Origin of the sequence: Paenibacillus sp. BIC5C1, from assembly GCF_032399705.1 — a bacterium.
Lineage (GTDB): Bacteria > Bacillota > Bacilli > Paenibacillales > Paenibacillaceae > Paenibacillus > Paenibacillus taichungensis_A.
Genome location: NZ_CP135922.1, coordinates 1,467,770 through 1,486,769 on the forward strand (window position 1 = coordinate 1,467,770; position 19,000 = coordinate 1,486,769).

Consider the following 19,000-nt stretch of genomic DNA (forward strand, 5'->3'; position numbering starts at 1 on the left):
GTCGGTCGCTAGGGGCTCTGTCGAACTAAAGGAAGAGGACTGTGGAGGCAATCACGTATTTCGCACCGGATTTTATCGGAGTGAGATGCCGCTTGGATGCTGTGAAGCGTGTGTAGTTCATACGAAACGTCAAGGGAAATCCCAGTTTGCGGGACAATATACTAAAGATTATGATACACTATCTTCATATGAGAAGCGGGCATGAAGTGAGTGTCCGTTGATGAAGGAGGAAATGGAATGCAGCAGGAGCCGGTCGTCCGTCTTCAGGGCGTCAGTAAAATCATCTCCTCCCGATCATTGGTCAGTGACCTGACTCTGGATATTTCTCCGGGGCAGGTTTTTGGTTTTTTAGGACCCAATGGAGCGGGGAAAACAACAACGATTCGAATGATGGTAGGACTGATGTCCATCAGTCAAGGAGATATCATCATCTCGGGACACAGTGTAAAGAATGAATTTGAGCAAGCCATAGCTCAGGTTGGGGCTATTGTTGAAAATCCAGAAATGTACAAGTTTCTGACTGGATATCAGAATCTCGTTCACTTTGCCCGGATGTCACCTGGTATTACGAAAGAACGCATTGCCGAGACGATTGAACGTGTTGGGCTTACAGCCCGAATTCATGACAAGGTAAAGACCTATTCTCTGGGTATGCGGCAGCGTTTGGGCGTGGCCCAAGCCATATTACATAAACCAAAGTTACTGGTATTGGATGAACCCACCAACGGACTTGATCCGCAGGGGATCCGGGAACTCAGGGATTATTTGCGTCAGCTCTGTCAGGAGGAAGGAATCACCGTCTTTGTATCCAGCCACTTGCTGTCGGAGATGGAATTGATGTGTGATACCGTTGCGATTATCCAAAATGGCAAATTGATTGATGTAAGAAATCTCAGGGCTGAGGCGGGAGCGGACGTACTTACTGAAGTTGCTTTTGAAGTAAATGATGCCCCACGTGCAGCCGAAGTAATTAGCGAGGCTACAGTGCAGGGCAATGCCATTGTAATTCGTTTATCCCGTGAGCAGATTCCGGACTTGAATGCGAGGCTGGTCAGTGAAGGATTCCAGGTATACGGTATCCGTAACGTAACCCATACGCTGGAAGATCAATTTTTGCAGGTGACTGGGGGCGGAAGCATTGAGTAATTTCGGCAATCTCATTATGAATGAAAACATGAAAATTTTCCGTCGTCCGCGTACTTGGATTATGTTATCCATTCTGGCATTGATCTCGCTGTTGATGCCGGTTCTGCTCAATGAAGGCATGGGGTCCAGTGAGGTCCCATACTGGCAAGCAGCTATTACAACCGTTCAGATTGTCTTTTTCCTGAATACCATCTTCTGTGTCGTCATTGCAGCTGAAGCGGTAGCTGGTGAGTTCACATGGGGAACGATTAAACTACTGCTGATTCGTCCGTGGTCGCGCAGCAAAATACTGGCATCCAAATATTTGTCCGTGATTGGATTCAGTGTTCTGAGTACGTTACTTGTTGTTATTCTGGCAACCGTAATGTCGTATATGCTGTTCTCCCATTCCGTAACTCCGGATGGAAGCGGTGCTTCTGCATCACACGCATTTGCACTATGGGGATATCTGTACGTGGACTTGTTTATTACGCTCGCTATTGCCTTTATGGTCTCCTCCGTGTTTCGTTCGGGAGCTCTGGCAATCGGTTTGTCTCTATTTATCATGTTTACACAGAATTTGTTCTCATTAATCTTCAATCCTGTTCGTTACGAATGGGCCAAGTATGTTCTGTTTAATAACATGGATCTCAGTCGCTATATGGATTCAGCGGCGGATTATGGATTGCTTGGCGATGGAAATGCAGGTATGACACTTGGGTTTTCTATTGCTGTGCTAGCTGTATATTATGTCATTTTCATGTTGATCTCATGGGTTGTATTCAACAAAAGAGATGTGGCAGGCTAATCGCCTGCTTCTTTTTTTGCCCAATTTCTCCTTCAGGATGGAAAATAGAGTATATTCAGCATCCGCTGTGGCATGACTAGCATTTAAGGGTACATATAATAATACATGAGCATGCGGCATGGAATGGAACACGCTGCCCAAGCTATATTAAGTTGCAATACATACATATTATCGCCGCAGTCGTATTTGGCAGAGCAGCGTATGGAGGGATCACGTTTCTTGATAAACAACAAGTTTTACCGTATATGCACAGCGATTATTTTGCTGCTGCTCATCGTGTATTTGGGGGATAAAGTCAACTTTATTTTCAGCCCCCTGACCTCGCTGATTCACATCATCATCATTCCGCTGCTGATTGCTGGTTTCTTCTATTATCTGCTGCGACCGCTCGTCGATTATATGGAAAGGCACAAGATTAAACGTGCATTGTCAGTTCTGATTATTTATGTAGTGACTGCATTGATGATTGCAGGTTTCAGCGTACTGGTATGGCCTTCATTGAGAGAGCAACTGATGAATTTTGTGGAGAATGCTCCAGCGTTGGTTACTTCGCTCAGTGATCAGTTGAATGCACTTGAAAAGAGTAATTTTGTTTCCAGATACCTGCCTGATGATTCCAATCTATTCTCACGATTATCCGATGTTCTGAGCCAAGGGATCACACAGGTAACCGATTATGTCTCAGGGTTATTCTCCGTAGTATCGAATCTGGTTATTATTCTGGCGACGTTCCCAATCATGCTGTATTACATGCTTAAGGAAGGCAGCAAGTTTGGAACGAATCTGACCTTGTTGTTGCCAAGGCGTTATCGGAAGGATGGGGAAGAAACCGTCCATGAGATCGATGAAGCACTAAGCAGCTATATTGTTGGCCGGGTAATTGTTAATGTTGCTCTGGGGATTCTGATGTACATCGGTTTTCTCATTTTAGGTTTGCCTTATGCATTGCTGCTGACGGTGGTATCCATTATTCTGAACTTCATCCCTTATGTGGGTGCTTTGCTGGCAGCTATTCCGGTTGTCATTGTCGCGTTTATCGAATCTCCTTCGATGGCGATATGGTCACTGGTTATCATTGTGATTGCTCAGCAAATTCAGGATAACCTGATCTCACCTTACGTTTATGGCAAGCAGCTTGATATTCATCCACTGACTACCGTTATTTTGTTGCTTGTGGGTGCTGACCTGGGAAATATCCTGGGTATGATTATCGTTATTCCGCTGTATATGATTCTGAAAATTATAGTTCGCAAAATCCATTATCGGATTGTCGAAGATAAGACTGAACTTTGAATGAAATTTGAGATACGACTCTGTCATATGATACCACTCACGTTTTCTCGAATCACATGGATAAGCTCAATAGGATAAGCCGCATATCAATGGTGAAGGGTCAGTTAAGTCTGCCCTCGCGATGGATATGCGGCTTTATTTTTTATTTTCATTTTTATTGCTCACTCATGTTATAGCTGTTATACTTGATATATAACAGATAACAAAAAAAGAAGGTGGACCCTTGATTATTCAACTGGATATGCAATCCGAACTTCCCATCTATTCGCAACTTGTTTATCAAATTATTGAAGGCATTGCTAGTGGCGAGTTACAGCTAGGTGAGGCGTTACCATCGGTTCGGAATTTGGCCGCAGATATTGGCGTTAACCTTCATACGGTCAATAAGGCTTATACACTACTCAAGCAAGATGGATACATTTTAATTCATAGACAAAAGGGAGTCGTAGTAAACCCTGATGGAATGCCTGATTTAACGGATGATTTTTTGAAAAAGCAGCAAAGAGAATTAAGACCGGTTATTGCCGAAGCGATATGTCGCGGAATGACCAAAGAGGAACTATCTGTGGTATTAGACCAAATGTATGATGATATAAAGATGGGTGACAACAAACAATAAAGAATTGAGGGAGTGTGTTATGTATGCAACTATTTAGTATATTACCTATCATTTTAATCTTTGCTCCAATAGCCTTACTTCTATCCTTTGCACCTTATGTGACAAGGGAAACAATCAGCTTTGGGGTCACGGTAAGTCAATATAATTACTACACACCAGTCTTACGCAAGCTACGGAGAACGTTTGCTACAGTAAGTCTGATCGGAAACGGGATGGTTGTTCTTGTCAGTTTGTATTTACTCCGATCTGCTAATGAAGAGTCTACCGCAATAATCACCGGTGTTTGCACAATGATATTTGTTGTGTACTGGTCAGCACTACACATCTTATTTCATTTCAAGATGAAAAAGATAAAAGGAACACTTCCAACTGTAGAAGCACCTCATAGGGTTAAAATCGATACCACCTTCCGCCAAAATAAGCTCACCTATTCCAACTATTGGTTTCTCATTCACATTGCTATTATTGTGGTCATTGCCATCATTTCAATCCTGAATTATAAGGCACTACCTAACGTCATTCCAATGAAATATGATCTTCAGGGCAATGTCACTTCCAGTGTGCCTAAAACCTACCTTTCGGTACTGGCTATTAACCTTGTACAGCTAGGAATCATTGCACTTATGATGTTGGTGAACTGGAGTATTAAAGCAAGCAAACAACAGCTTACTACGTCTAATCCTGCCAAATTTGCTGCTGAAAATATTCAATTCCGCCGTAAATGGTCCCTATTTACGATCATAACAGGGTTGCTTCTTACCATTTTATTTGCCTTCATTCAGATCAATATGTTCGTCCCTAATCTGGTCTTGTTAACAGCTATTAGCTTCATCATCCCTGTGCTGATCGTGTTAGGTGCAGTATGGCTGTCTCTCACAGGCAGACAAGGCGGCGGGAAAATTCGTAATCATCAGGAAGAGCGCGAACGATCCAAGGAGCAGCCTGTGAATGACGATGATTATTGGAAGCTTGGTTTTATTTACTTCAATGCCAATGATCCTTCTTTTACCGTAGAGAAACGTTATGGAATAGGCTGGACGATTAACTTCGCTCACCCACTATCTTGGGTCCTGTTGTTATTCATCATTGCTATTGTTGTTATAAGTAGATTTCTGAGCCAATAAATGCTCATAAATCTATGCATATCATAAAAATAATTAGGAGGAATGATTATGATGAACCATTGGAAAAAGCTATTACTTTCTCTTACTTTCGTATGTCTAATCCTGCCGGCGACATCCATCTCAGCAGCAGCTGAAAAACCCGCGGGAAGTGAAAATCTAGTTCCTATTCGTGAGATTGCAGAAAAGAATGGGGCAGAGGTATCTTGGCAACAACAAACAGGACAAATCACCATACGTAAAAATGAGCTTATGATTGTAGTTAAGGTAGGAGAGAAGCAGGCGATTGTGAATGGGCAAGTCATAGCGTTAGACAATCCTGTTCAGTTAACGAAAGGAATTACCTTTATGGATGAGGGATTTCTTACCGAGACGCTGGAGGCAGCACCTGAGGATCTATTCATTTCACTTATAAGTGAGGGTGATGGCAAGGAGGCCGCCAAGTATGTTCATACCTCTGTGAGTGGAGTGTTGTCACCCACGTTGTTGAGTCAGTTATGGGGAGCTTTAGAAGGACAAAACGGCAAAATTACAAGTAAAGCCATAGCTAAACACGTAGAAAATAACACAGTGCATCGCAATGTCACCTATACTTTTAAGACAGCGCTTACTCGTTTAAATATTACAGTCAGAATGAACGATGATGGACTTGTGGATGATTTGTATATTGCTGCCGCCACTCCAGATGTTTATCAGAAACCAAGTTACGACGACGCATCTGCCTATACAGAACAAGACATTACGGTTGGTCAGGGGGATTTAGCTTTACCAGGGACATTAACTTTGCCCAAGGGAGAGGGACCCTTCCCAGTTGTAATTCTGGTACACGGATCCGGGGCCAGCAATCAGGATGCTGCCATTGGTGGTGCAAAGCCGTTTCGCGATCTTGCGGTAGGTTTAGCTTCACAGGGAGTTGCTGTATTAAGATATGATAAGGTCACGTATGAGCATACCTATAAGGTCGCTTCTCAACCTAAATTCACATTAAAACAAGAGAGCGTAGATCAGGTAACCGATGCTATAGATTTACTTGAAAAGAATACACATATTGATTCTACAGCGATTTTTGTAGCTGGACATAGTCAAGGCGGGTTTGCATTACCGCTAATCATTGCTGAGGATAAACAACATGATATTGCAGGAAGTATCCTACTTGCTGCACCAAGTAGTAGCTTTGTGGATGTGCTTACTGAGCAGCAGAACGAATTGGTCGATCGGATGAAGCGGCTTGGTTTAGATACGGAGATCATTAAAGAACAAGCTGATTTTTATAAAAATGTTGCTGCGATCGTTAAAGATCCTAAATATTCTGTAGATCATCTTCCTGAGGCGTTTCCACTTCAACCTGCTTATTGGTGGTTTGAGCAGAGAGATTATGTACCTGCAGAACTGGCTAAAACACAAAATACCCCTATGCTTATTATCCAAGGCGAAAATGATGTGCAAGTGTCTATGAATCAATTCCAAAACTGGAAATTGGCTCTTCAAGATCATTCCAATGTAACGTACAATAGCTATCCAAAGGTAAATCATCTTTTATCCAGCTATGACGGACTGTCGATTGGTCAAGAATACGCTGAGCCATCTAATGTCTCCAAAGCCATTATCGATGATATTGCGAAGTGGGTATTAAAATCAAATTAAAAACGGGACGGTTAGTTCCATTCTTCGTTGAGTGATAACATGGGGAAGTAACACATTCAGCCAGAAATAATAAGAAGGGCACTTACCAAAGTAGGTAAGTGCTCTTCTTATTATATATGAGGTTGTTGCTTTATTTAGCCCAATTGGATTCTTTCTCGTCTTCATCGGTGTAGTCGGACATGGTCAGTGGTTCCTTAGGAACAACGGCGACTTTGTAGAAGCGATTTTTGTCTTTTTCCAGCAAAACGAAGGTCAGATTTTCGAACTCATATTCTTCCTGTTCATTCATCTCTGGACGATGGCTATAGAGCCAGCCACCAATGGTATCCCATTCATCAGCATCCAGGTTTGACGTGAACATGTCGTTAACCTTGGATAGGGACACCTTACCATCCATAATGACATAGTTTTCATTGATGACCTGAATATCCTCGACTTCGTCCGCGTCAAACTCATCCCGAATTTCACCGACAATCTGTTCAAGCACATCCTCAATCGTTACTATCCCGGAAGTACCTCCGTACTCATCGACCAGTACGGCAATATGCACGCCATCCTTCTGCATTTTTTTAAGCAGATCTTTGACTGGCGTCGTTTCGTGAACAGCGGATACCGGCTGAATAAGGGAAGAAAGATCGACAGGTTCGTCGTTTCCGTACAACTCCAGGAAAAATTGTTTGGTATTAATGATACCGATAATATCGTCTTTACTCTCATTTACCACTGGAAAACGGGTGTATTGTTCCTGTCGGATAATATCCAGGTTTTCCTCGTTCGATCTATTGACATAAAGGCAGACCATATCAGTCCGGGGTACCATGATTTCTTTGGCAAGCATTTCATCAAAAGCAAAAATCCGGCTTACATAACCGAACTCGGCTTGGTTGATTTTGCCGCTCTCAAAGCTTTCATTAATGATAATCTGTAATTCCTCTTCGGAGTGCGCATCTTCATGCTCGGATGCAGGTTTAATTCCGAACAACTTGACCAGTTGATTCGCTGAGCTGTTTAACAGCCAGATAAAAGGATACATAATTCGGTTAAACCAGATGATAGGTGTAGACGTCAGCAGTGCAACAGTCTCGGCTTTCCGGATTGCAATCGTTTTTGGAGCAAGTTCGCCAACCACAACATGCAGATACGTGATGGAAGCAAACGCGATAACAAATGATAAGAATGAAGAAACTGCCTCAGGCATGCTCATGCTTTCAAACACAGGGTGGAGAATTTTCTCTACCGTCGGTTCACCCAGCCAGCCCAATCCCAGAGATGTGATCGTGATTCCAAGCTGGCAGGCGGACAAATAGCCATCCAGATTGGCAACTGCCTGTTTAACAGCCAGCGCACGCTTGTTTCCTTCTGCAATCATTTGGTCGATCCGGCTCGGACGAACTCGTACCAGAGCGAACTCCACTGCAACAAAAAAAGCCGAAAGTCCTATCAAAAACGCAACCAATACTAAATTTAACGCATACCTCTCACTTTCCATTCACTGCTCTTCTCCTTTAAGTAATAAGTTTTTAACGAATATTATATCTAATTTTACGTAAGAAGACCACCTTCCGATCAAGAAAAGAGGAAGAGTCTGGAAGGGAGTGTGTGCGAAATGGCGATGGAATGCTGATCCGCAGACTGGAATGAATCATATGTAGAGGGGAACACAGTCAGAATATACAACGCCTAAGTATGGAATGAACTGGCTGAGTGCCGCTATAGATCAGTTGTGTATGTAACATTTTATCTAAGCAAACGTTACGAACAGTGCATACATTGGGTATCTAATGATTAGCTATAGGCTTTATCGTCAAAGCTTGTACAGTGAGAGAGAACGGCAAGGTCACACCTTGCCATGAGGAGGAAGCCGAATGTTTTGGCTGGTCATTATATTGCTCGTATTTACTTTTCAGGCAGCCACCATTCTGTTGCTGGAATTCCGTAATCCGGCGAAAGCTGTGGCATGGCTTTTTATTTTATTCTGTGTACCCTTGATCGGCTTTGTGGTGTATTATTTTGTCGCCCAGGACTACAGCAAACGCAAGAAGGTCCGTAAAGGCGGTTCGCGAATCTTTCGTGAAATACGGGAGACGATCTGGGAGCAGGCTCATATTGTCGAGCATGCCGATCAGATGTCGGGCAGTCGATACAATCATCAGCATCGTTTGTTCAACCTGCTGTCACACCTGTCTGAGAGCCCGATTACAGGCTGTAATCGGAGTCAAGTACTGACGAATGGTGAAGAGACATTTGAAGCCATGTTGAGGGCAATGGAACATGCAGAGCACCATTTGCATGTTGAATTTTATATTTTTCGAGATGATGTCATCAGCACGAAGTTTCAGGATGTGATGATTCGCAAGGCGAAAGAAGGCGTCAAAGTGCGTCTGATCTGCGATGGACTCGGCAGTCACAAGATGAGCTGGAGTTTTATCCGGAAGTTTCAGGAGGCAGGCGTGGAGTTTCATTATTTTCTGCCACCGCTCATTGCAACGATTGACCGAAGAGTGAACTACCGGAATCACCGTAAAATTGTTGTGGTGGATGGAAGGATTGGCTTCGTGGGTGGGATTAATATAGGGGATGATTATCTCGGACAATATCCAGAAGTTGGGTTCTGGCGCGATACTCATGTACAGATTGAGGGAGATGCCGTATATTTCCTACAAAATACGTTCTTGAACGACTGGAAGCTCGCTTCCGGCGAGCAGATTACAGAGCCTCAACTGACAGAACTGTTCCCGCCACATATTTGCAGCGGGAAAGAGCGAATTCAGATTCTGGCCAGCGGGCCGGATCAGGACTGGGATGCCATTCAGGAAATGTGCTTTGGGGCGATTTCCGTAGCAAGCGAACGCATATATATCACGACACCCTATTTCATCCCGGATCCCGCATTGTACGAAGCAATTAAGACGGCTGCCGTCAGTGGAGTGGATGTGAAAATCATCATTCCGTATCAATCGGATTCCCGGCTGGTGCATTTGGCTTCTATGTCCTATGTCGAAGAATTGTTGCGTGCCGGAGTGAAGTTCTATCAATATCGCAAAGGCTTTGTACATGCCAAGGTCTTAATTGTGGATGATTTGCTTGCGACGGTAGGGACAGCCAACATGGATATGCGCAGCTTTTTCTGCAATTTTGAGTTAACCGCAGTATTGTTCGAGACATCATCCATGGAACGGCTGACTGAGGATTTTGAACGTGATCTGAATGATTGCAGCCAGATTGACGTGAAGGTGTTTCAGCAGCGCTCACGGTGGGAAAAAGGGGCAGAAATGCTTTCTCGCATGCTTTCTCCGCTGCTTTAGCCGTTATAAGGCGGATTTCTCAAGATAAGTTCACTTTTTGTGAATTTATCTTCTTTTTGCTAACTATTTTGCTCAAATTTGATCTTTTATGATATAATGTTTATATAAATTATGTCTTGGCGAAGGAGGGGAGTCTGCGGGAAAACAGGCTCCCTTTTGCTCTCTTTTGGAATTGTCAACCGGAATTAAGACATACTTGAATACATTTCATATAGCCTTTAGGTGCTTTTATTACGGGGTGCATATAGCGTTGGAACGGTGTTGTTCCTCTTTATGTAGGGTTCCTCTGGGGTACTTAAATGATTTATGAAATGGATTCACATATTGATCAAAACGGGGGGGATACCATGTCCAATGTATCGGTTAAAGAACTAACATCCAAGCCGGACCGCAATGTGAAGAGCTCGGTGTTTTCACTAAAGCTTCTGCAGCGCATTGTGATGATTCTGGTCGGTGCTGCACTGATGGCTGTGTCACTCGAAGTATTTCTCGTGCCGAATGGCGTTATTGATGGGGGAATAACAGGGATTTCGATTATGGTGTCAGAGCTTACACATCTGCCACTCGGAATTTTCCTAACCTTACTTAACTTGCCTTTCCTGATTCTGGGGTATAAACAAATAGGTAAAACGTTTGCGTTGTCCACACTGCTCGGGATCGTTGTAATGTCCATTGGAACGTCATTGTTACACCACGTTCCTGCACTGACGCCAGGTGAACCACTGCTTGGAGCTGTATTTGGTGGATTGATCTTGGGGGTTGGAGTTGGTCTTGTCATTCGTTCTGGCGGTTCACTGGATGGTACGGAGATTGTAGCCATACTGTTGAGTGAGAAATCACCATTGTCTGTAGGTCAGATCGTATTGTTCATTAACGTATTTATTTTTGCAGGTGCAGGTTTTGTGTTTGGTTGGCCAAATGCCCTGTATTCCATGATTGCTTATTATATTGCAATGAAGATGATTGATATTGTCAATGAAGGATTGGATCAATCCAAATCGGTATGGATTATCAGTGAGAAGTACCGTGATATTGGTTCAGCCTTAACCGACCGTCTGGGTCGTGGCGTCACTTTTCTGGATGGGGAGGGCGGCTTCAGCGGAGACGAGAAGAAAATTATATTTGTGGTTATTACCCGTTTGGAAGAAGCTAAGCTGAAGTCCATTGTTGAAGATTGGGACCCACATGCCTTTGTGGCAATAGGTAACATTCACGATGTGAAGGGCGGACGTTTCAAGAAAAAAGGTATACATTAGCGAATCTCATCGCGAGTAAACGAAAAAATAGCCGGTACCCTTGGTTTGAGGGTGACCGGCTATTTTTGTTTTAAATGCTGGATGATCAGTTCAACAGGCTGGGGGTCGACAGCTGCGATCAGATCCCCGGTCTTCGTCAGGCGTTCCACGATGTTCATCAAGTGGTAATCCTTAACCGAAACGTTGTTCCGAACTTCATCCCATGTGAGAGGAGTGGACACTGTACCGCCTGGTTTGGCGCGGGGAGTGTAGGGAGCTGCAAGCGTTTTGCCACCGTAATGCTGGAGGTAATCAAAATAAATACGATCCCCCCGGTCTTTTTTTAGTCGTTCCAGTGTAAATAGATCCGGATGTTTTTGAGTGACGTATTTGCCTACAAAATAACCAATGTCTCTTAATTCATCGAAGGTTACACCTTGGCGGATCGGAACAATAATCTGTACACCTGTGGCACCAGAAGTTTTCGGTACCGATCTAAGACCAAGCGAAGTCAGCGTTTCCCCCACGATCAGGGCAGCCTGCATGATGCGGGGTTCTTCTTCCTGTGAAGGATCGAGATCAATCATCCACTCACAAGGCAGATGGCTACCTACAGCATGTAAGGAAGGATGAAACTCAAGAGCGGCCAGATTGCCAAGCCATAACAGATCAGGAAGGTCATTCATCACTACATATCGTATCCCATCATGCATCTCCGTTCGTACAAACTCCGGAACGGGCTCTGGAACATTTTTCTGATAGAAAAACTCGCCGCCTGCACCATGTGGATAACGTATCGTAGTGAGCAGCCGATTTCGGGTGTACGTCAGTAGATAGGGAGCCAGCGCCGCTAACTTTTGCAAATAGACAGCCTTGGTTACACCTGCTTCGGGCCATAACAACTTGTCCGGATTGGTCACGGTAAGCTCCATTCCATTAATCGTTATGGTGCCCTTTATTGTATGGGCCATGAACAACACCTCCTGTGGTAAACAAGTATAGTTTTAAATGGGAAGTCATTTTAATGATTCAGGCGGATGGAAAAGAGGTTTATCGTTCATGCATAAGATGACTGATCTGGCTGATCTCACACTCATCTCGCTTTACCGAAGCAAAAGTCTGGATGCTTGGGTGACGTAGGGTAAGATGGTGGGTGAGTTCCATGAATTGCACTTTGACGCCGATCTGTGGTTCAATCCATGTCGTCTCTGCGCTTCTCTCGGGTATGTTATGAAAAGGTCTATCCTTACGAATAAGAGGTTGTACTTCTTCGGTTAGTTTACGCCAGGAGTCCGAGTTCAGCTTACCCGTGCCGACATGACCAATATAGACAAAGTTAGGCCCATCATATACACCGACTGCAATTGCATTGACGATGCCGCTGCGGAAGGTGACCCCTCCAATCAGGGCATATAGGTCGTGGAAAATCTTAACCTTCTGCCAACGCTGATCCTTGCCGTTGATTCCATAGGTACTGGAAAGGTCTTTACATACAATTCCCTCCATCTGGTGCTGTCTCATCACAGAGAGCAGGGCGTCGGGATCTGACGTGTTGGTTACTTCCTGAACATGGGGAGCAGAATTCAGAACTTGATGCAGCAGACGCTGACGATCTGCAAGTGGTTGATCTGTGACCCATGCCCCATCGCAGAAAAGAATATCAAATACCATATAAGTCACCGGAATCTGGTTTACAGCTTGGGCAATGCCATCCGGTCTGCTCATGCGATCTCGCCGCAGCACGTGATAGAAGGATGGTTTCCCCGTATCTGGATCAAGGGCAATAATCTCTCCATCCAAAATATAAGAAGGGACGGAGCACAGATTGCGTGGCTGAACCAGTTCAGGATATTGTGCAGTTCGGTTGTGCAATCTGCGATTAACTAACTGAATTCCCTGGCCGTCCTCGTAAGCAAGCATGCGAACCCCATCCCATTTGATTTGGGCAATCCAATTTTGCCCGGTAGGGATCACATCACGGGATATAGGTTCAAAAGGAACCAAGGGATTGAACATGTGCTTAAAACTCCTTTCCTCTTTCAAATCTGCCTGGAGGTTGATCCTCTATAAGTTGAGTAGGGCAAGTTTAGCTCTTCCGCAGCCGTGCTTTCAGTTTATGTACCGTAATAAGCAGTAAAGGAATCCCGATACCACAAGTCAAATCCCAATCAATCCAATATGGAATAACGACTTTGAGATAGAAATTTTCGTTGGGTGCTAGAACAATGGACATGGACAGAATCAACATAGCGCCAGGCAAAATGAGTGGACGATAGCTGGACAATTTGAAGAGATGACTGATTCCGAGTACAAAGCTATAGAAGAACAGAATGCTCTTGAAAAAGACGGCAATAATCCAGACAGAAGCCATAAATGCCTCAATCCGCTGTAAAAAGTTGCCTATATTGATCTTCAGCGACAGATTAAATGCTGCGAACCAGTGGTGTTGCGTCATAAATGGACCCATGACCAGCAGACAGATGGTTAGTGTGAGGGTAAGCATCAATCCCCCTATGATGGCTGCTAGAAGGATATCCTTTTCCCAATGCGCTTCCTTTTTAGCATAAGGAAAGAGCATAAGAAAGATGCACAATTCACAATAAGGATAGGTAAGCACAGCGACAAAGCCTTTAAAGGGATTCAGAAAGCCTTCTGCAAGAACGGGCTTGATGTTGTCCAGATGTGAATGCGGGAATAGACAGACGGTCAGAATGAGCAGAAACAGCACAATCAGGGGCAGAAGTACCTCGGCACTTCTGCCTATGGGTTCCAGACCGGAGAAAAGTCCCCAGGCAAGAGTACAAACAAAAAGCAAACTCACAATGAAGAGAGGGGATTCAGGCAGGAGCTGGGTCGTCATGAAATCCCCAATTTCTCTTATGAATGCAGAAGTACCCATTAGAAAATAGAATAGATAAAAACAGCTGATGAACGCCCCGATCCAGGGTCCTAGAGTATACAATGCATGTTGGATCAGATTCATACGGGGCTGCAATTTGTATACAACGAGCATGATGGACAGAACCCCTGCTCCCCCGGCAACGCCCATTAATGCAGATATCCATGCATCCTGATGCGCATATGAGGTGACCATTGAGGGGAAGACGATAATCTGTTCACCAATCGTGCATAAGAACATCAGTGAGCCCAGTTGTCTTACAGTTAAACGCCCCTTTTCAATCATGTGGGTTCTCCTTCGCATATCGATCTAGATATTGGTTAGGTTGCGCCAATAGCACCAGTTTTATTAGGAAATGGATAAAGGCATAGATAAATATAAAAAAAGGTAGGCAAAAAAGCCCAGACAACGAATTTCCCCATGTTAGAGCGAGGAAATTGGTGTCCGGGCTAATCAGAACGTAGTCAACTTAACGCACAACATTTAATTCACGGATTCCCCGTCTTAGTTCGTTGAGGTCAAGCGAATACGAATATTCTGTGGGTCTACAGTAAACCAGTCCATACCTTGCTGTTCAATAGATGCGTTGGATTGACGCAGTTGTTCTACAGCTTGTTCTAATTGTTCTTTTCCGTCATAAATGATGGTGAAGTAGTCAATGCCTGTCGCATTGGCCGGATTCACAGGTGCGCCTGTACCAGCCCAAATGTTCAGTCCGATGTGATGGTGATAACCGCCTGCCGATACAAACAGGGCGGACATGTTGGCGAAGTTACCAACGATATCGAATCCAAGTACTCCTGTGTAGAAACGGCGCGACTCTTCCAGACTGCGTACATGGAAGTGAACATGGCCGATGACCGTTCCAGCAGGCAGACCCTGCCAAGGTTCGTTTGTGGCCAGAGCGAACAGGCTGTCTACATCAACAGGATCACTTGACATAATGTAGTTATTATCTGCATCTCGCTTCCAGGTGTCGCGGGCACGGTCTGCATAGATTTCGATACCGTTCTGATCTGGATCGGAAATGTAGAATGCTTCACTGACCAGATGATCACCTTGACCAATTTCGATGCCGGATTCAGCCAGATTACGAAGAGCAAGGCCCAGCGATTTGCGGTCAGGCAGCAGGATGGCGAAGTGATACAGACCTGAAGTGGAGCGAACAGGCATCGTCACTGCATCGGTCAACTGTTCAAGGCGCAGAAGAGACTGCTTTCCATCGGCTGTCAAGGTAGCGACTTTGTCACTGCGTTCAAGCAGTTTCAGTCCGACCACCTCGGTATAAAATTGAATGGATCGATCCAAATTGCTGATTCGTAAACTTACTTCACCCAGATGGGTGGTAGCAGGGATTTGATAAGTAGAAGTCATAAGGAATTCCTCCTGTATAAAATTTAGTTGAATTAGTTGAATTGTTGCGGTTCATTCATTGGCAATGGAATAGGATTATTATAATGTCATGGCTCATGTAGTTATGAGGTTTGACTGTACATTTATAAATAAGTTACTTTTCATAAGTTAATATAAAATATAAATCAACTTTCGTCAATTATATTTTCGATTTTGGTGTATTGAATCTTGGTTGTGCCTTACTTCAATTATGGAATACAAAACAAAAATCCGGCTTCTTGGCCGGATCTTCAATGTTGATGTTAGTGACTTGCGAATCCTGTGCTGTTTGCTGTTTACGCTTTGGGTTTAGGCGCAGCCTTCTTTCTTTTGGCAGGAGCGGGGGACTCTGTTTCTCCTCCAGCCACTGCTTGGACCGAAGTTTTCTTCGGAGCACGTTTCTTGGGTTTGGCTGTGGTGGTTCCGGGATCGGTTGGAATGGGCTTCACAGCTTCAATACTTGCTTGCAGTGCTGCCATGAGATCCATGACATTCGCTTCCGGCTTGGCAGGGGCAATTTTGATTTCTTCACCCGCTACTTTGTGATTGATCAGATCCAGCAGTTTGGCGCGATAGTCGTCTGTATATTTACCAGGTTCAAACGGAGTAGATAACTGATCGATCAGCAATTTGGCCATCGTCAATTCCTTCTCGTTTACGTTCAGAACCTCGGGCAGGTTGGGAACCTGAGAGACGGGACGAATCTCGTCCGGATAGAAAATGGTTTCCATGGAGAGGCAATCGTCCAGCACACGAATGGCGGCCAAACTACTTTTGGAGCGAATGGATATCTTGGCGATGCCAATCTTTCCTGTATCCCGCATGGCTGTCATTAATAGCTGGTAGGCGTTTCCTCCCGCTTGATCGGGAGAGAGGTAATACGTTTTTTGAAAATAAATCGGATCGATCTCCGTTAAATCCACGAAATCCAGAATGGTAATGGTTTTGCTGCTGGAATCATTTAACGCTTCAAGCTCGTCCTTTTCGAACAAGACGAATTTGCCTTTCTCATATTCATATCCTTTGGTGATCTCTTCCCATTGAACCTCAACTTCACAGGAAGGGCATTTACGTACATAAGCAAGTGGACTGCCGCAGACTTTGTGAATGTAACGCATGGAGATGTCTTTGTCTTCGGTAGCCGAAAACATTTTGACAGGAACATGAACCAGACCAAAGCTAATGGCACCTTTCCAGACCGTATGCATAAACGGCTCCTTTCCGAGAACATTTTAGGTATAGTATGGGCATTTCACGGGCGGGATAACCCTATTTTCCCGGATCGGTATGCTTCAGAAAGAGTGGGGGATGATAACAGAAACATCCTTGAAGATTTTCGCTTATAGCGTTGTTTTGAAAGAGGATGATGTTAGTTATTAACTATCACGTCAGGAGGTACCCCAATGAAGAACAAACGAGACGAAGCTGAAGCTCACGCCCATGCGTTCTCTCCGTATCCTCGTGCCGAGTCGGAAGGGTCTGAAGGTTTTCATACACCTGCAACAGCGGTTAACTGGGAGGCTATTACCTCAGAAGAGCTGCCGCTTGACAGGGAATCGTTCATGCTGGACATTGACCGGATGGTGAATGAGGGTCTGGGCGGTGGACAAGTTACAGAAGATAACGGATATATTGGTGAGAGTACAACAGATAGCATGGTGCGGGAATCGCATGATGATCCGGAAGGGGAGTATGAATAACAATGATGGATGTGAAACGAGCAAAAGCCATTTATGATTCCAAAGATACGATTGCTGTTACATTGGAAGGAGATCCGGTCTGGATCGAAAATGTGGATGAAGCCAATGGCATGGCAACGGTGCAGGTTGGCAGCAGACCGGGGAATACCCAGACGGTACGTGTAGACCGTTTGGAAGAGTAAAAGAGAACATCTGGTATAGGATGTCTAGGGAAGGCCGGTGCCGTCAGGTGCCGGTTTATTTGTCATTCGTGTGAATGGTGGCCTATCTTCCGTTCTGCTTCTGATCCTTCGATGTTGCGGGGTGAGAATGGGACCGATATAATAAGGTTCAAAGTGAACTCAGGCGGCTTGACCGCCAAAGGTGGGGCGTATATTGAATCAGACGCATGAGCAGTGGGTGTATCACTCCCATGGCATTGCAGATACAGAAGTACTCGCGTCCGCACTCGCTGAACAGGCAATCGCCGGCATGGTGATTGCACTAGACGGTGATTTGGGCGCGGGCAAAACGGCATTTTCGCAAAAGTTTGCCTGGCATTTGGGTGTACGTGAAGTGGTTAATAGCCCCACGTTTACATTAATTAAGGAATACGAAGGGCGTCTGCCCTTGTATCACATGGATGTGTACCGCATATCGCTGGAAGAAGCGGACGAGCTTGGACTGGATGAGTATTTCTATGGTACCGGAATCAGTCTGGTGGAATGGTCCAGCATCATTCCGGAATTGCTGCCGCAGGAACACCTGCATGTGCAGATCGAGACGACGGGTCCAGAGGATCGAACGATTACGCTGGATGGGTATGGCGAGACTTATGCTGCCATGTGCCGACAGTTCAGACAGAATGGAGTCAAATGATGATGGAAGATTTACAAAAACAGCCGCGCCAGCGGTTTTTGGCGTTGGATACATCGACTGCGGTGATGGCAGCCTCAGTTATGGAAGGCCACGCTCTTCTGGAAGAACGTAATGAACGTGCAGAACGCAACCATTCGGTACATGTCGTGCCTGTAATGGAGCAGCTGCTGGAAGCTAGCAGCACGCAGCCGGGACAGCTGGACGGTGTTGCCGTCGGCATTGGCCCTGGCTCGTACACGGGCATCCGCATTGCGGTGACCGCGGCAAAAACGTTAGCCTGGGCGTGGGACATCCCGGTTGTCGGGGTGTCCAGCCTTCAGGCCCTGGCCTGGGGCGGCTGGCACAGCGGCCTCGCCGCCAAGGCTGAGGCTGCGGCAGAGGATGCCGCAGCGGGGGCTGGCGGAACGCCATCCGCGGACCAGGGCGGCACAGGTGCCGCCCCTGTCCACTGGATCGTTCCGCTTGTGGATGCACGGCGCGGTCAAGCCTATACCGCGCTGTTTGCCTCCGCCGGGAGCGCTGCGCCCCGGCGGCTGGCGCCAGATGCCATCCGTCTGGTGGACGGCTGGCTGGAAGCCCTCGCCGCCCGCATGGCGGAAGCGGCGCCGGAAGAGCGGCCCGCTGCCGTCTGGATTGTCGGCGAGACGGGCCCGCATGCGGCAGCTGCGGCTGAGCTTCGCTGCCCTGCAGGAACGGCGCTCCAGCTCGTATCCTATGAGCTGGAGGGCCGTTGGGTTGGGCGCTTAGGCGCCGAGGCGCTGCTTGCAGGTCAGCGAGATGACGTGCATGCGCTCGTGCCCAACTACACCCAGCTGGCTGAAGCGGAAGCCAACCTGCTGCGCAAAGGCTAAAAGAGGTTGTTCAAAAAGCCGCTTTTGTTACGAAGAATGCCCAGCGGCATCATCAGCATCGAATATGGAATTCAGCCGAAATAAGTGGATGCTTGCGAACAATGTTTCCTTCGGAAACATTGTAGTTGCTCACGTAGTTTTCCCTACGTT

Annotated in this window: 18 protein-coding genes; 12 read left to right on the forward strand and 6 right to left on the reverse strand. The window is 45.6% G+C overall.

Annotation, left to right across the window (positions count from 1 at the left end):
* Window positions 1-237: 237 nt before the first annotated feature.
* The 6 genes from RS891_RS06570 (at window position 238) to RS891_RS06595 (ending at window position 6,610) form a co-directional block, all read left to right on the forward strand.
* Window positions 238-1,146, forward strand: a complete 909-nt coding sequence (locus RS891_RS06570) for an ABC transporter ATP-binding protein (RefSeq protein WP_113051811.1) — start codon at window positions 238-240, stop codon at window positions 1,144-1,146.
* Window positions 1,139-1,933 (forward strand): ABC transporter permease, encoded by a 795-nt coding sequence (locus RS891_RS06575; protein ID WP_315794837.1) that lies wholly within the window; start codon window positions 1,139-1,141, stop codon window positions 1,931-1,933. Before RS891_RS06570 ends, RS891_RS06575 begins: the two co-directional genes overlap by 8 nt.
* 219 nt (window positions 1,934-2,152) lie before the next feature.
* Entirely contained in the window at window positions 2,153-3,226 is a 1,074-nt protein-coding gene (locus tag RS891_RS06580; RefSeq protein WP_315794838.1) for an AI-2E family transporter, read from the forward strand.
* Window positions 3,227-3,449: 223 nt separating this feature from the next.
* Window positions 3,450-3,845 carry a GntR family transcriptional regulator gene (locus RS891_RS06585; protein ID WP_315794839.1) on the forward strand — a complete coding sequence of 132 codons (396 nt, stop codon included), beginning with the start codon at window positions 3,450-3,452 and terminating at the stop codon, window positions 3,843-3,845.
* 23 nt (window positions 3,846-3,868) lie between these two features.
* Window positions 3,869-4,969: a DUF1648 domain-containing protein gene (locus RS891_RS06590; protein WP_315794840.1), complete on the forward strand. Its 1,101-nt coding sequence runs from the start codon at window positions 3,869-3,871 to the stop codon at window positions 4,967-4,969.
* Between the two features lie 48 nt (window positions 4,970-5,017).
* On the forward strand, window positions 5,018-6,610 hold the full coding sequence (locus RS891_RS06595; protein ID WP_315794841.1) for an alpha/beta hydrolase family protein: 1,593 nt from the start codon (window positions 5,018-5,020) through the stop codon (window positions 6,608-6,610).
* 130 nt (window positions 6,611-6,740) lie between these two features.
* Here the strand turns inward: RS891_RS06595 and RS891_RS06600 are convergent, their stop codons facing one another.
* On the reverse strand, window positions 6,741-8,099 hold the full coding sequence (locus RS891_RS06600; RefSeq protein ID WP_113051816.1) for a hemolysin family protein: 1,359 nt from the start codon (window positions 8,097-8,099) through the stop codon (window positions 6,741-6,743).
* Window positions 8,100-8,475: 376 nt separating this feature from the next.
* On the opposite strand from RS891_RS06600, the gene cls reads away from it, so the two are divergent.
* Together cls and RS891_RS06610 are read left to right on the forward strand one after the other, a co-directional pair.
* The gene (gene cls, locus RS891_RS06605; RefSeq protein WP_315794842.1) at window positions 8,476-9,915 is read left to right on the forward strand and encodes a cardiolipin synthase; all 1,440 of its coding nucleotides are present in this window, start codon (window positions 8,476-8,478) and stop codon (window positions 9,913-9,915) included.
* A 347-nt stretch (window positions 9,916-10,262) separates the two neighbouring features.
* Entirely contained in the window at window positions 10,263-11,171 is a 909-nt protein-coding gene (locus RS891_RS06610) for a YitT family protein (protein WP_053783466.1), read from the forward strand.
* Window positions 11,172-11,230: 59 nt separating this feature from the next.
* On the opposite strand, the gene ligD is transcribed toward RS891_RS06610, so the two are convergent.
* From ligD to RS891_RS06635, 5 genes are all read right to left on the reverse strand, one after another.
* A complete protein-coding gene (ligD, locus tag RS891_RS06615; protein ID WP_315794843.1) occupies window positions 11,231-12,121 on the reverse strand; it encodes a non-homologous end-joining DNA ligase in 891 nt (296 codons plus the stop codon).
* 79 nt (window positions 12,122-12,200) lie between these two features.
* Window positions 12,201-13,166, reverse strand: a complete 966-nt coding sequence (locus tag RS891_RS06620) for an ATP-dependent DNA ligase (protein WP_315794844.1) — start codon at window positions 13,164-13,166, stop codon at window positions 12,201-12,203.
* 70 nt (window positions 13,167-13,236) lie between these two features.
* The gene (locus tag RS891_RS06625; protein WP_181586455.1) at window positions 13,237-14,334 is read right to left on the reverse strand and encodes a GerAB/ArcD/ProY family transporter; all 1,098 of its coding nucleotides are present in this window, start codon (window positions 14,332-14,334) and stop codon (window positions 13,237-13,239) included.
* A 219-nt stretch (window positions 14,335-14,553) separates the two neighbouring features.
* On the reverse strand, window positions 14,554-15,423 hold the full coding sequence (locus RS891_RS06630; RefSeq protein WP_315794845.1) for a VOC family protein: 870 nt from the start codon (window positions 15,421-15,423) through the stop codon (window positions 14,554-14,556).
* Window positions 15,424-15,737: 314 nt separating this feature from the next.
* Window positions 15,738-16,649, reverse strand: coding sequence for a non-homologous end joining protein Ku (locus RS891_RS06635; protein ID WP_113051822.1), 912 nt, complete (start codon window positions 16,647-16,649; stop codon window positions 15,738-15,740).
* A 195-nt stretch (window positions 16,650-16,844) separates the two neighbouring features.
* Between RS891_RS06635 and RS891_RS06640 the strand changes: the two genes are divergently transcribed.
* The 4 genes from RS891_RS06640 to tsaB all read left to right on the forward strand — a co-directional run bounded on the left by RS891_RS06640 (window position 16,845) and on the right by tsaB (window position 18,850).
* Window positions 16,845-17,141 (forward strand): hypothetical protein, encoded by a 297-nt coding sequence (locus RS891_RS06640; RefSeq protein ID WP_113051823.1) that lies wholly within the window; start codon window positions 16,845-16,847, stop codon window positions 17,139-17,141.
* A gap of 5 nt (window positions 17,142-17,146) precedes the next feature.
* Window positions 17,147-17,323, forward strand: coding sequence for an H-type small acid-soluble spore protein (locus RS891_RS06645; protein WP_053783520.1), 177 nt, complete (start codon window positions 17,147-17,149; stop codon window positions 17,321-17,323).
* Between the two features lie 193 nt (window positions 17,324-17,516).
* Window positions 17,517-17,999 (forward strand): tRNA (adenosine(37)-N6)-threonylcarbamoyltransferase complex ATPase subunit type 1 TsaE, encoded by a 483-nt coding sequence (gene tsaE / locus RS891_RS06650; RefSeq protein WP_315794846.1) that lies wholly within the window; start codon window positions 17,517-17,519, stop codon window positions 17,997-17,999.
* 2 nt (window positions 18,000-18,001) lie between these two features.
* Entirely contained in the window at window positions 18,002-18,850 is an 849-nt protein-coding gene (gene tsaB / locus RS891_RS06655) for a tRNA (adenosine(37)-N6)-threonylcarbamoyltransferase complex dimerization subunit type 1 TsaB (RefSeq protein WP_113051924.1), read from the forward strand.
* Window positions 18,851-19,000 lie beyond the last annotated feature (150 nt).